This is a genomic window from Streptomyces sp. NPDC048211 (genome assembly GCF_043202315.1).
Taxonomy (GTDB): domain Bacteria; phylum Actinomycetota; class Actinomycetes; order Streptomycetales; family Streptomycetaceae; genus Streptomyces.
In genome coordinates this window covers 151,822-164,184 of record NZ_JBIDAD010000004.1, presented here as the reverse complement: position 1 = coordinate 164,184, position 12,363 = coordinate 151,822, and the positions used below count along the sequence as shown (strand labels likewise).

Annotated in this window: 13 protein-coding genes and 2 tRNA genes; 1 reads left to right on the top strand and 14 read right to left on the bottom strand. The window is 70.6% G+C overall.

From position 1 onward, the window contains the following. Positions 1-13 precede the first annotated feature (13 nt). The 9 genes from ACGFZA_RS17055 to ACGFZA_RS17015 form a co-directional block, all read right to left on the bottom strand. Positions 14-86, bottom strand: a tRNA-Ala gene (locus tag ACGFZA_RS17055). A 155-nt stretch (positions 87-241) separates the two neighbouring features. Then, positions 242-475 carry a hypothetical protein gene (locus ACGFZA_RS17050; RefSeq protein WP_385270791.1) on the bottom strand — a complete coding sequence of 78 codons (234 nt, stop codon included), beginning with the start codon at positions 473-475 and terminating at the stop codon, positions 242-244. Between the two features lie 527 nt (positions 476-1,002). After that, positions 1,003-1,075: transfer RNA gene (locus ACGFZA_RS17045), tRNA-Ala, on the bottom strand. A gap of 128 nt (positions 1,076-1,203) precedes the next feature. Continuing rightward, on the bottom strand, positions 1,204-1,857 hold the full coding sequence (locus tag ACGFZA_RS17040) for a histidine phosphatase family protein (protein ID WP_385271879.1): 654 nt from the start codon (positions 1,855-1,857) through the stop codon (positions 1,204-1,206). Beyond that, a complete protein-coding gene (rsfS, locus tag ACGFZA_RS17035; protein WP_219571509.1) occupies positions 1,854-2,285 on the bottom strand; it encodes a ribosome silencing factor in 432 nt (143 codons plus the stop codon). The genes ACGFZA_RS17040 and rsfS overlap by 4 nt, the downstream gene beginning before the upstream one ends. 445 nt (positions 2,286-2,730) lie before the next feature. Further along, complete coding sequence (locus ACGFZA_RS17030) at positions 2,731-4,506, bottom strand: LCP family protein (protein ID WP_393679886.1); 1,776 nt, start codon at positions 4,504-4,506, stop codon at positions 2,731-2,733. A 19-nt stretch (positions 4,507-4,525) separates the two neighbouring features. Next, positions 4,526-5,143 (bottom strand): nicotinate-nucleotide adenylyltransferase, encoded by a 618-nt coding sequence (gene nadD, locus ACGFZA_RS17025; protein ID WP_385270799.1) that lies wholly within the window; start codon positions 5,141-5,143, stop codon positions 4,526-4,528. A gap of 38 nt (positions 5,144-5,181) precedes the next feature. Beyond that, positions 5,182-5,343 carry a hypothetical protein gene (locus ACGFZA_RS17020; protein ID WP_187285139.1) on the bottom strand — a complete coding sequence of 54 codons (162 nt, stop codon included), beginning with the start codon at positions 5,341-5,343 and terminating at the stop codon, positions 5,182-5,184. An 84-nt stretch (positions 5,344-5,427) separates the two neighbouring features. Further along, a complete protein-coding gene (locus ACGFZA_RS17015) occupies positions 5,428-5,580 on the bottom strand; it encodes a hypothetical protein (RefSeq protein WP_385270802.1) in 153 nt (50 codons plus the stop codon). 111 nt (positions 5,581-5,691) lie between these two features. On the opposite strand from ACGFZA_RS17015, the gene ACGFZA_RS17010 reads away from it, so the two are divergent. Beyond that, positions 5,692-6,825 carry a M48 family metallopeptidase gene (locus ACGFZA_RS17010; protein ID WP_393679882.1) on the top strand — a complete coding sequence of 378 codons (1,134 nt, stop codon included), beginning with the start codon at positions 5,692-5,694 and terminating at the stop codon, positions 6,823-6,825. On the opposite strand, the gene ACGFZA_RS17005 is transcribed toward ACGFZA_RS17010, so the two are convergent. The 5 genes from ACGFZA_RS17005 to proB all read right to left on the bottom strand — a co-directional run bounded on the left by ACGFZA_RS17005 (position 6,761) and on the right by proB (position 12,189). Next, positions 6,761-7,876 carry a hypothetical protein gene (locus ACGFZA_RS17005; protein WP_385270808.1) on the bottom strand — a complete coding sequence of 372 codons (1,116 nt, stop codon included), beginning with the start codon at positions 7,874-7,876 and terminating at the stop codon, positions 6,761-6,763. The two genes, ACGFZA_RS17010 and ACGFZA_RS17005, sit on opposite strands and share 65 nt — an antisense overlap. Positions 7,877-8,449: 573 nt before the next feature. Further along, positions 8,450-9,028, bottom strand: a complete 579-nt coding sequence (locus ACGFZA_RS17000; protein ID WP_385270811.1) for a hypothetical protein — start codon at positions 9,026-9,028, stop codon at positions 8,450-8,452. 65 nt (positions 9,029-9,093) lie between these two features. Then, on the bottom strand, positions 9,094-10,377 hold the full coding sequence (locus ACGFZA_RS16995; RefSeq protein WP_385270814.1) for a glutamate-5-semialdehyde dehydrogenase: 1,284 nt from the start codon (positions 10,375-10,377) through the stop codon (positions 9,094-9,096). 81 nt (positions 10,378-10,458) lie between these two features. Further along, on the bottom strand, positions 10,459-10,959 hold the full coding sequence (locus ACGFZA_RS16990) for a hypothetical protein (protein WP_393679879.1): 501 nt from the start codon (positions 10,957-10,959) through the stop codon (positions 10,459-10,461). Between the two features lie 144 nt (positions 10,960-11,103). Continuing rightward, positions 11,104-12,189: a glutamate 5-kinase gene (proB, locus tag ACGFZA_RS16985; RefSeq protein WP_393680498.1), complete on the bottom strand. Its 1,086-nt coding sequence runs from the start codon at positions 12,187-12,189 to the stop codon at positions 11,104-11,106. Positions 12,190-12,363: the final 174 nt, after the last annotated feature.

Sequence of the window (12,363 nt, the reverse complement as noted above, 5' to 3'; positions counted from 1 at the left end):
TCGATCTTCACTGTGGAGCTAAGGAGAATTGAACTCCTGACCTCCTGCATGCCATGCAGGCGCTCTACCAACTGAGCTATAGCCCCGCGTTGTCCTGCCCGGTCTCCCGTGGCGACATCGAGAACATTACCGGTCACCCCGGCCGTCCACCAAATCCATTCCGGCCGGCCTCTCCCCACCCCCTCGCCGGACCCGCACCTGGCACGCCCCCGCCACCGCTCCGGCCGATCACCGGGACCGCTCAGGCGGTGGCGAAGGAGTAGAAGCGCTTGAGCGTGCAGTGCTCCTCCAGCAGCCGCCCGTAGATCGGCTCCCCCTCCAGCTCCCGGTAGGTCTCGATGGCGTCCCCTTTTATGACCAGCGCCCGTGCGCATTCCTCGCACCAGTACTGGTAGTCCGGGTTGACCGGGTCCATATCCCTGACGATGGGCGTACCGCTGCCGCACCAGTCGCATTTCCGCCTGTGCGCACCCATGGATCAGCTCCGGCTGCGGCCGCGGGCCGTACACAGGTAAAGGGCCCCGGTGAGGCCGTTGAGCGTTCGGTCGCGAAGGAGGGCGGCGCCGGCCCGCGGGGAAAGTACGGCCCGTGGGGAAGATACGGCTCGCGGCAGAAGAACGGCCGGTGGGAAGGGAAGGACCCTCGGGAGGCGAGCGGCCGGGAACGGACTGCCGACGGGGCGCGGGGCCGGGAACGGGCCGCCGGCGGATGCGACGGCACATGTACGGCCCGGGCGGACGAGGGGCAGGTCCGGGACCTCGTGGCGGCTCGTAGGCATCGCGCACTCCTCCCCGTTCGGTCCGTCTCCCCTCCGGCGGTCCGATTCTGCCATGACCCCGCAAGGGGGGTCAGCTCGCCGGAGATCCCGCCCCCCGCCGACGCCCTGGGAGCAGGGGAAACGGGCAGCGGCCGACGACCTCGCACACCTGACCGACGACAGCCCGTCCGGGCGAGGGGAACACGCAAGGATCCCGCCCCCTGACGGGGACGGGATCCTGATTGTGGAGCTAAGGAGAATTGAACTCCTGACCTCCTGCATGCCATGCAGGCGCTCTACCAACTGAGCTATAGCCCCGCTGTTCGCTGTAACTCCCTGCGTTTCCGCGCTGCGAACAAGAAGAACTTTAGCCTGTGACCAGCCAGAAAGTGAAATCCGGCCGAGGCCACCCGATGGCGCCCTGCGGGCGCCGCCCGGTCACCCGGTCAGGCATCGTCTCCGAGCACCGGTTCGGGCAGGGTGCCGGCGTTGTGCTCCAGCAGACGCCAGCCGCGGGCGCCCTCGCCCAGCACCGACCAGCAGCAGTTGGAGAGTCCGCCGAGCCCTTCCCAGTGGTGCGCTTCCAGGCCCAGCAGCCGGCCGATGGTGGTCCGGATGGTGCCACCGTGACTGACGACGACGAGCGTGCCGCCGTCGGGCAGTTTGTCGGCGTGCGCGAGCACGACGGGCGCCGCCCTGTCGGCGACCTCGGTCTCCAGCTCACCGCCGCCGCGCCGCACGGGCTCCCCACGCTTCCAGGCCGCGTACTGCTCGCCGTAAAGACCCACGATCTCCTCGTGGGTGAGTCCCTGCCAGGCGCCCGCATAGGTCTCACGCAGCCCCGGGTCGTGCGTGACGCCGAGCCCGGTGATCGCGACGAGTTCGGCCGCCGTGGCCGCGGCCCGCCGCAGATCGGATGCGACGATCGCGTCCGGCTTCAGCGAGGCGAGCAGCCGGGCGGCCCGGCGGGCCTGCCCGACGCCTTCCTCCGTGAGGTCGATGTCCGTGGAACCCTGGAACCGGCGTTCCAGGTTCCACGCCGTCTGGCCGTGGCGCCAGAGGACGATCCTGCGGCCCCTGCCGCTTCCGCTGCCGTTCAGCTCTGCTCACCTTCCGTGCCGCCGGTGAGCTGCGCGTGCTCCTCGGCCTTGCCGCGGGTCTTCACGGCGTCCTCGGGAAGGGGGATCTCGGGGCAGTCCTTCCACAGGCGCTCCAGCGCGTAGAAGACGCGCTCCTCGCTGTGCTGGACGTGGATGACGATGTCGACGTAGTCGAGGAGGATCCAGCGTGCGTCGCGGTCGCCCTCACGGCGGACCGGCTTGGCGCCGAGCTTCTTCTGAAGCTGCTCCTCGATCTCGTCGACGATCGACTTGACCTGGCGGTCGTTGGGGGCCGAAGCCAGGAGGAAGGCGTCCGTGATCGACAGCACATCGCTGACGTCGTACGCAATGATGTCGTGCGCGAGCCGGTCGGCGGCCGCCTGAGCGGCGGCGTTGATGAGCTCGATGGAGCGGTCCGTGGCGGTCACATGCAGGCTTTCGTCGGCGGTCAGATCAACCTCTAGGGTCTCACGGACCGCCGACAGCCCACGCAGTCATCTTCCGAAGACCGCTCAGGAGTCGTCCTGCGGCGACCGGCAGCGTCCCTGAGCAGCCCCGGAACCGCACGCGGCGCACCCGCGAGCGTCTCGGGAACGGCGGCGGGGCGCCCCCGGAACCGTCCCGGAGCCGCCCCTGAACCGCACCGGCAGACGGAAGCGGCAGACCGGACCATCGGACATCCGGGCCGGACCACCGGACCGAACCGGCGGACATGCGGACCGAACCATCGGACCGAACCGGTGCACCGGACGTCGGGCCGGACCGGTGGACGGAACCGTTGGACGACCGGACCGGTGGACGGAACCGTTGGACGACCGGACCGGTGGCGGTGGACCGGGCCGGCGCGGCCGGTCCACCGGCCGCGCCGCCGACTTACTTGATCTTGTAGTCCTGACCGATCACGACGGACACGTCCGCGTTACCGGCCGGCTTGCCCTTCTTCGCCGCGCCCGCCGGCAGCCCCAGCGTCGCGGCGACCTCGGTCGCCTTCGTCTTGTCCGCCGCGTCCTCGTAGATGACCTCGGAGGTCGCCACCGCGTCGGACTTCCCGCTGTTGACGAAGGTGTAGCCGCCGTTGACCAGCTCGATCCGGGCGGACTCCGTACCGCGGCCGCTGCCCGTGGCGTCCTTGACGCCGACCCGCACCGCCGCGTCCGCCGCCGGGGCCTTGAACGTGCCGCCCAGGATGTCCTTGACGACGCTCTCCGTGGCAGCCTCGGTGAGGGTTCCGTCGTCCTGGACCGGCAGCAGGGCGGTCTTGTAGTCGCCGATCTTGGCGTGCTCGGCGAGCTTGGCCAGGGAGGCTCCGAGGTCCTGCTCGGGCAGGGACGGGTCGAGGATCTGGGCCAGCGTCTCGACGGTGACCGTGGCGGCCTTCGGATCGTCGGACATCTTCCGCAGCACTCCGCGCATGACCTGCCCGAACCGCATCAGCTGCTTGGCCTCGGCCTCGCCGGGACCCCGGTACGTGGCGTACGCGACGGCCATCGGCCCGCTGAGCGTCTGCGCCTTGCCCTTCTTGACGAGGGGCGCGGCCCCCTTCTTGGCGTCGGGAACAGCGGTGTCGGTGTCGACCTCGATGTTGCCGACCAGGTCGACGAGGTTCTCCAGATACGGGGTGTCGAGCCGCCACGTGCCACTGATCTCGGTGCCGAGCAGCGCGTCGATGGACTCACGGGTTCCCGAGGTCCCGTCGTCGTCCACCGATTTGCCGAGCGTGGTGGTGGCGCCGTCCTCGTCGGCGACGGCCAGCGAGTTGGGCAGCAGAACCGTGGTGCCCTGCTTGGTGGTGACGTTGTCGACGAGCAGAGCCGTGGACGTCCCGCCGCTCTTGGTGTTGTGGAGGTGGACCACGATGACGTCCCGGCGCTGCGGACCGGTCGCCGTGGTGGTCTCCTTCTCCGCCGAGGAGAGCCCGGGGATCTTGTCCGCGGACCACAGGTAGCCGACGCCGCCGAGCACCACGAGCGACGCGACGACGATCAGCGCGACCATCCGGTTGTGTCCGCGGCGGCGTGCCTCCTCACGGCGTTCACTGCGGCTCTCGGTGAACTTCAGCCAGTCGATGACGTCTTCGGAGTCCTCGTCGGGCTCCTCGATGAACGAGAACTGCTCCGTGCGGTAGTCCCGGTCGCCCCGGCGCGGCCCCGGAACGCCCGCCTCCGGCTCAGCGGCCGGCTGCGGTCCGGGGGCCTGCTCCGGCGGAGCGGCGGCGGGCGCGGGCGCGGGCGCCTGAGCCTGCTGCGGGATGCTCCACTGCTGCGTGGTGTCGACCGCGGCGGGCTGCTGGCCCGTGTCGTAGCCGTAGCCACCGTCGTAGCCGTAGCCCTGCTGCGAGGGCTGTTGCTGCTGGGGCGGCTGGTGCTGCTGAGTGGCGTACGGGTCGTAATGCTGCGGAGGCGCGGCAGGCTCTTGTTGCTGTTGCTGTTGCTGTTGCTGTTGCTGTTGCTGTTGCTGGGCGTACGGGTCGTAGCCGTATCCCTGTCCGGCCTGCGGCGCCTGCTGTTGCGGCTGCTGTTGCTGCTGTGCGTACGGGTCGTACTGCTGCTGTCCGGGCTGCTGCTGGTACACCGGCTGCCCGTACTCGTCGTAGCCGACGATCTGCGGCTGCTGGTAGTACGGGTCGTACGGATTCTGTCGGTCGTTCACCGGTGCCCCTCTCCGTGGCTCATTCGCCGCGGTACAGCTGGCGCTTGTCGATGTAGCGGACCACACCGTCCGGGACCAGGTACCAGACCGGGTCCCCCTGGGCGACCCTCCCACGGCAGTCCGTGGAGGAGATCGCCAGTGCGGGGACCTCCACGAGGGAGACGCCCCCCTTCGGCAGCCCGTCGTCCGTCAGCACGTGCCCCGGCCGCGTCACCCCGATGAAATGGGACAGCGAGAAGAGCTCCTCGGCGTCCCGCCAGGTGAGGATCTGTGAAAGGGCGTCGGCACCCGTGATGAAGAAGAGGTCCGCGTCGCCGTGGACCGCGCGCAGATCCCTCAGGGTGTCGATCGTGTACGTGGGGCCGTTGCGGTCGATATCGCTGCGGCTGACCGAGAACTGCGGGTTGGACGCCGTCGCGATGACCGTCATCAGATAGCGGTCCTCGGCCGGGGAGACCTGCTTGTGGCTCTTCTGCCACGGCTGCCCGGTCGGGACGAAGACCACCTCGTCGAGGTGGAACTGGGCGGCCACTTCACTGGCCGCCACCAGGTGTCCATGATGAATCGGGTCAAACGTCCCGCCCATCACGCCGAGTCGGCGCTTTCCGCGGCCGGTAGGCACTTCCTGCTCTCCCATGCGTGCAGAGCCTACTGGCACAGCTGTACGCCTCGGCCTCAGCGGTCGCGGTTGAAGCGCGTGGTAATCCACAGAAGGAGGAGAAGCGCGACAAACGCGCCGCCACCGGTGAGGAGCGGGCTGAGACTTTCGTGGTTGCCACCGTGCTCGCCCTCGGCGGCGACGGTGACCAGCTGGTGTGCGGTGCTCGTGAGGCTCATCTTCGGCAGGACCTATCGATCGGGAGTCGGAGGGAAGACGTCGCGGACATCGTATGCGGGTGCCCCGGGCACGCTCACGCCGACTCAGTCGTTGTTGTCGTCGTTGCGGTATCCGCGCAGCAGGAACCAGGCCAGCAGAGCTGCTCCGACGAGCGAGACGATCAGCACGATGCGGATCGTGTTGCCCGGGCCCTGCTCCTCGGATGCGGCGGCGAGCAGAGCAACGGTGTGCGGCATGTCGGGCGTCTCCTCAGTTATCCACAGCCCCCCGCACACCGTAGCCCCAGCACCTACGCTGGGATTTGTCAGGGGGGCGAGCGACGTCTCGTACGAACAGGGGGCCCATTCATGACCGACGGCAGCCACGAGAGCCATGACCAGGTGCCGAGCAGGCAGCGCAGGCGTTTCCCGGGGATCTCCTCGCGGGCGTACGAACACCCGGCGGACCGCTCGGCCCTGGTGGCGCTGCGTAGGCTGAGCGGTTTCGACACCGTCTTCAAGGCGCTGAGCGGGCTGCTGCCTGAGCGCAGTCTGCGGCTGCTCTTCCTGTCGGACTCCGTCCGGGTGAGTGACGCGCAGTTCGCCCACCTCAACGACATGCTGCGGGACGCCTGTTACATCCTGGACCTGGAGAAGGTCCCTCCGATGTACGTCAGCCAGAACCCGCAGCCCAACGCCATGTGCATCGGCCTGGACGAGCCGATCATCGTGGTGACGACGGGGCTGGTGGAGCTGCTCGACGAGGAGGAGATGCGCGCGGTCGTCGGGCACGAGGTGGGGCACGCCCTCTCCGGCCACGCCGTGTACCGCACCATCCTGCTCTTCCTCACCAATCTCGCCCTCAAGGTGGCGTGGATCCCCCTCGGCAATGTCGCGATCATGGGGATCGTGACCGCGCTGCGCGAGTGGTTCCGCAAGTCCGAGCTGTCCGCCGACCGGGCCGGGCTGCTGGTCGGCCAGGACCTGCGGGCCTCGATGCGCGGACTGATGAAGATCGCCGGAGGCAATCACCTCCACGAGATGAACGTGGACGCGTTCCTCGCCCAGGCCGACGAGTACGAGAAGGCGGGCGACCTGCGCGACTCCGTCCTCAAGATCCTGAACGTCCTCCCCCGCTCGCACCCGTTCACCACGGTGCGCGCGGCCGAGCTGAAGAAGTGGTCCGAGACCCGCGACTACCAGCGGATCATGGACGGCCACTACCCGCGGCGCGACGAGGACAAGGACACCTCCGTGACGGACGCCTTCAAGGAGTCCGCCTCGCACTACGCCGATTCGGTGCGCAGCAGCAAGGACCCGCTGATGAAGCTGGTCGGCGACATAGCGGGCGGAGCCGGCGACCTGGGCGGCAAGCTCCGCGACAAGTTCACCGGCGCGGGCGGCGGCGCCAAGGGAGCAGGCACGGCCGAGGGCGACGCTAAGGACGGCTCACAGCGGTCCCCGAGGCCCGGGGACCCTGAGCCGGGGACGGAAGGGAGCTGACCGCCAGCGTCCCGCACAGCGCCGCGGCGGGCCGGCTCGTCGCATACGGGTCGGTGCCCGCCGGGCCGCCGTCGGCCGCCCTCTCGCCCGCGAGCAGCGGCCGCAGGGCCCCGGTGGTGTCGGCGGAGCAGGACTGCGGGCCGGCCTGGACGTAGCTCGTCTGCACCTCAAGCCGGTGCAGCCGCAGATCGTCGCGGTCGAACCGGAAGCGCATCTCCCGCCGTACGGTGAACAGCGAGGCCGCACTCGTTCGTTGAGGGCCCGAGACGGCCGGGCGGAGTACGTAGGCGAAGGTGTGGTCCGACACCACCTCCAGAGTGTCGGCTCCCGCCTCGCCGTATCGCAGAGTGCCCCGGACCCGGACTTCCGGATCGGGGGTGACCTCGTCCGGATCGAACCGCACCAGCCAGCCGGACGGCGCGTGCTGCCCGTCGTCGTGCGGGGCGCTCATGCTCTGCTCGAACTGGCTCATCTGGTCCGGGTCGAGCAGGGACTCCACGGGGCGCACCGCGTTCCCGCCGAGGACGTCGGGATCGAGCGAGGAGGCCACCAGGTAGTCCTTGGCCGTGGCCAGGGCTGCGTACACCTGGCTGTCGGAGAAGTTCTCCGTCCGCCGGGTCACCGGAAGGCTGATGCCTGCCGCCCCTTTCGGGAACGGGTCGGCGGGGCTGCTCGCGAAGAGGGCGGCTGTGGTGCCGGCGGGCACGGCTCCGCGCGGCGCCAGCGGGACGATCGTCATCCGCAGCGGCTCGGCCCGCCGGGTGACGGGGTTCTGGTAGGGGTGGCGGAAACCCATGAAGACGGCGGTGCCGAACGCCAGGGCGATCAGGACGACCAGGGCGAGCGCGGCCCGTGAGCCGTTGCGGACAGCACGCCCGGGCAGGCTCCGGACGGCACGGGCGTGTTCTCCCATGCGCTCCTTCGCGGAGAACTCCTGCAGCCGGGCAGCCCGGACGAACGACTCGTCGAAGACCAGCGACCGGTACTCGTCCTCGCTGCCGCTCGCGCTGTTCTCCGACGGGCCCTCGGGGGGATCTCCGCGGTCTGCCATGACTTCTCCCGACTCCACGCCACCGACCGGGGCCGAAACGGTGCGCCCCTTTCCGGCCGAAAGGCTCCGGACAGGGTCTGCCCGTCATGCGTGGGCATGCACGGACAAGTGAGAAGCCCCCTCTTCGAGCGGGTGAGGGGTCATATCTTCAGAGTAGGTCGATTACGGCGGAGGTAAACGCGGTGACGGGCGGGAACTGCCCCAGGGTTCCCCCGGTCGGGTGGATCCGGGCCGCGGAAGTCGCGGCGCCGGGAGCCGGTCCCGGCAGACCGAGGTGGTGCGGGACGGCTGATGTCGCTTGGTCGGATCACGCCGGGCCCGCGGGCTCCGGCACCACACCCTGGTCGGCCTGGCCCCATCGAAAGGCCCTCAGGGGTATCCCGTCATCCCTGGCGGGCGCACGACGACAGCTACGGGGACTCGGCGCGCGTTACCGGAACGCCCCCGTGCACCGGGTGGCGGACGGCCCTCCGCGCTCCGGGTTGCGGACGCCCCTCCGCCTTGCGACGCGCCGCATCCGGCGCCGCGCGCCGGTCCACCGGGGACGACGGGACAGCCCTTACGCCGAGCGGGTCAGGGCGTGCGAGGGACGGCGGAGACCATCGGGCGGGAGTAGCCCTCCGCGGCGGACGGGGCCGCGGTGGGCCCCGGTGCGCTGTCCACGCCGCTCGTCGCCGGTGGCGGGACCTGGTCCTGCCGGTCGCCCGACGTGTTGCGGTAGACGGCGCTGAAGGCCAGCGCGACCATGCCCACGCCCATCAGCACGGCCAGCATCCAGGCCACCGGCCGGTGCCAGCGCGCAGCGCCGCGGTAGGGGCGCAGGGAGCCCCCGTGCCGACCGTAGGGACCGCCGTCGTAGGAGTCGTCGTCCGCGTCGAACGGGTCGCCGTAGGCGCCTGAGCGCCCGAAGCCGTCCTCGTAGAGATCGTCGTCCAGCGGCCCGCGACCGGACCGGGCCCGGTGGGCATCCGCCTCGGCGCGCGCTTCGGCAGCCGCCAACAGCCGCTCGACTGCGGTCGGTTCATGGAACTCGGCTGCCCGTACGAAGTCCTCGTCGAACACCACGGAGGCGAAGTCCTCGTCCGCGCCCCCGCGGTCGTCGTCGGGCTCCCAGCCGTTCGGGAACGGCCTGCCCCCCACGTCGTCCGGCACAACTTCAGCCTAGACCCGCGGGGGGCTTTTGGGCAGGGAGACGGCGCATTCGCCGCATCCCGTGGTCACCTCACGTGGCCGTCGCCGGTCACGATGTACTTCGTGGACGTCAGCTCCGGCAGTCCCATGGGCCCCCTGGCGTGCAGCTTCTGGGTGGAGATGCCGATCTCCGCGCCGAAGCCGAACTGACCGCCGTCCGTGAAACGCGTCGAGGCGTTCACCGCCACCGTCGTCGAATCCACCAACTGGGTGAAACGGCGGGCCGCGGCCTGCGAGGTCGTCACGATCGCCTCGGTGTGACCGGAGGACCAGAGCCGGATGTGCGCCACGGCCGCGTCCAGCGACTCCACGACGGCCGCCGCGATGTCGTACGAGAGGTACTCGGTCTCCCAGTCCTCCGGCGTCGCCGCCACCACGGTCGCCTTGGACCCCTCGGCGTACTCCAGCACCCGCTCGTCGCCGTGCACGGTCACCCCGGCCTCGGCGAGTGCGTCCAGTGCCCGGGGCAGGAACGCGTCGGCGACGTCCTTGTGGACCAGGAGCGTCTCCGCGGCGTTGCAGACGCTCGGGCGCTGCGCCTTGGAGTTGACCAGGATGGCGACGGCCATGTCGAGATCGGTCTGCGCGTCCACGTAGACATGGCAGTTGCCGGTGCCGGTCTCGATCACCGGGACGGTGGACTGCTCGACGACGGTGCGGATCAGCGAGGCGCCGCCGCGCGGAATGAGCACGTCGACCAGGCCGCGCGCCCGCATGAGCTCGGTGACGGAGTCGCGGTTCTCGCCCGGCACGAGTTGCACCGCGTCGGCCGGCAGTCCGGAGCCGCCGACCGCGTCGCGCAGCACCCGGACGAGTGCGCTGTTGGAGGCGTAGGCGGAGGACGAACCGCGCAGCAGCACGGCGTTGCCCGACTTCAGGCACAGGGCCGCCGCGTCCACCGTCACGTTGGGCCGGGCCTCGTAGATGATCCCGACCACGCCGAGCGGTACCCGGACCTGACGCAGGTCGATGCCGTTGGGCAGGGTCGAGCCGCGCACCACTTCGCCGACCGGGTCGGGCAGTGCCGCGACGTCCCGCACGTCGGCCGCGATGGCCCGGATCCGCTCGGGGGTGAGGGTGAGCCGGTCGACGACCGACTCGCTGGTCCCGGCCTCGCGGGCGCGCGCCACGTCCTCGGCGTTGGCCGCGAGGATGTCGCTGGTGCGCACTTCGAGCGCGTCCGCGATCGCCAGCAGCGCGTCGTCCTTCGCCGCGCGCGGAAGTGGCGCGATGTCGGCGGCCGCGGAGCGGGCCCGGTAGGCGGCCTGGGCGACCGGGGACATGTTGTCGTACGGCGAAAGCGTGGTCATGCCCGCAGAGTAGTGCGCACGCTGCGGGCATTCGTCACGTATCCCGTGATGCGAGACGGCCGTCCGGGGGACGGCGCCCGGTCAGTACGGGTGTACTCCCACCGGGGCGGCCGGAGGCGGCCCGTATCCCTCGGCGATGCGCTGGTGGTACGTCTCGCGGTCGATGACCTCCAGGCCCACGATCTCCCAGGGCGGCAGCCCCGCGCTGGACCGGTGCTCGCCCCACAGCCGCAGGGCCACCGCCGCCGCGTCGTGCAGGTCGCGGGCTTCTTCCCAGTAGCGGATCTCCGCGTGGTCGTTGGCATAGCGGCTGGTCAGCAGGAAGGGGTGGTCGTGCGCGAGTTGTTCGAGGCCGCGTCTGACTTCCTTCAGCGGGATCTCGGTGCCGGAGACACAGAGCGTGATGTGCCACAGCTTCGACTGTGTGCGTTCCTGGCCGGCCATCGTCGGTTCCGGCCCGGTCGTCCGCTCGTCCCTCCGGTCCGGGGACCTGCTTCCGTCGAAACCGGTCCCTGCTCCGACGCTGGTCAGGGCGCGGCTGCCCGTTCCTCGGGGCGGCGCCCCCGGGCGCGCTCGTCTCACCGGCGGCCTCCTGTGAATATGTTGCTGTGCTGTGTACCCCGCAGTGTCCCTGCTACAAAGTGGACCAGTCCGCGGCCCGGCGTGGGGCGGTTTTCGTGAAGGTCTCTGCCCGAAGGCTGGACTTTCAGCCGTTTCAGGGGTCGGTCAGGTGTGGAGAACGACGAGATCGTCCCTGTGTACGACCTCGCGCTCGTAGGCGGGCCCGAGTTCGCGGGCCAGGTCGCGGGTGGAGCGGCCGAGGAGCTGCGGGATCTCCTTGGCGTCGAAGTTGACGAGCCCGCGGGCGACCGGCCGGCCCCGCAGATCGCGCAGTTCCACCGGGTCGCCCGCGGTGAACTCCCCCTCGACCGCGGCGATCCCGGCCGGCAGCAGCGAGCTGTGGCGCTCCACGACCGCCTGCACGGCGCCGTCGTCCAGGGTCAGCGAACCCTGCGGGGTGGAGGCGTGGGCGAGCCACAGGAGCCGGTCCGCGGAGCGGCGTCCGGTGCGGTGGAAGTAGGTGCCCGTGTCGCGGCCCGCCAGGGCGTCGGCCGCGTGGCTCGCCGAGGTCAGGACGACCGGCACACCGGCCGCGGTGGCGATCCGGGCGGCCTCGACCTTGGTGACCATGCCGCCCGTCCCGACGCCCGCCTTGCCGGCGCTGCCGATGCTGACCCCGGCCAGATCGGCGGGGCCGGTGACCTCGGCGATGCGGGTGGTGCCGGGGATGCTGGGGTTGCCGTCGTAGAGGCCGTCCACGTCCGAGAGGAGGATCAGCAGGTCGGCGCGGACGAGGTGGGCGACGAGCGCGGCGAGCCGGTCGTTGTCGCCGAAGCGGATCTCGTCGGTGGCGACGGTGTCGTTCTCGTTGACGATCGGCAGCGCGCCCATGTCCAGGAGCTGGTCCAGGGTCCGGTAGGCGTTGCGGTAGTGGGCGCGGCGGCTCGTGTCGTTGCTGGTGAGCAGGACCTGGCCGACGCGGACGCCGTAGCGGGCGAAGGAGGCGGTGTACCGGGCGACGAGCAGCCCCTGGCCGACACTGGCGGCTGCCTGCTGTCTGGCCAGGTCCTTGGGCCTGCGGTGCAGGCCCAGCGGGGCGAGTCCGGCCGCGATGGCGCCGCTGGAGACGAGGACGACCTCCCGCTCGCCGCCGCTGCGCACCTTGGCGAGTACGTCGACGAGTGCGTCGACCCGGTCGGCGTCGAGGCCCCCGGCGGCGGTCGTGAGCGAGGAGGAACCGACCTTGACCACGATCCTGCGGGCCTCCGTGACGCCCTGCCTGGCCCCTGACACGTGCATCCCCCATGGTTCGCCTCGCTGGACCCCGCAATCTACGCGAGCGCGGAATCCGGCGCCTTCGCGTTCCGCACCGTGGACCCTGTTTCGCCCTGATCCGTACCGTTCCGTATCCGTTTCGCGTCGCGA

Bases quoted from the DNA above. Each gene is read 5' to 3' on its own strand.
- ACGFZA_RS17050 (WP_385270791.1), bottom strand. From the start codon at position 475: ATGGGTGCGCACAGGCGGAAATGCGACTGGTGCGGCAGCGGTACGCCC.
- nadD (WP_385270799.1), bottom strand. From the start codon at position 5,143: ATGGGAGAGCAGGAAGTGCCTACCGGCCGCGGAAAGCGCCGACTCGGC.
- ACGFZA_RS17020 (WP_187285139.1), bottom strand. From the start codon at position 5,343: ATGAGCCTCACGAGCACCGCACACCAGCTGGTCACCGTCGCCGCCGAG.
- ACGFZA_RS17015 (WP_385270802.1), bottom strand. From the start codon at position 5,580: ATGCCGCACACCGTTGCTCTGCTCGCCGCCGCATCCGAGGAGCAGGGC.
- ACGFZA_RS17010 (WP_393679882.1), top strand. From the start codon at position 5,692: ATGACCGACGGCAGCCACGAGAGCCATGACCAGGTGCCGAGCAGGCAG.
- ACGFZA_RS17005 (WP_385270808.1), bottom strand. From the start codon at position 7,876: ATGGCAGACCGCGGAGATCCCCCCGAGGGCCCGTCGGAGAACAGCGCG.
- ACGFZA_RS16995 (WP_385270814.1), bottom strand. From the start codon at position 10,377: ATGACCACGCTTTCGCCGTACGACAACATGTCCCCGGTCGCCCAGGCC.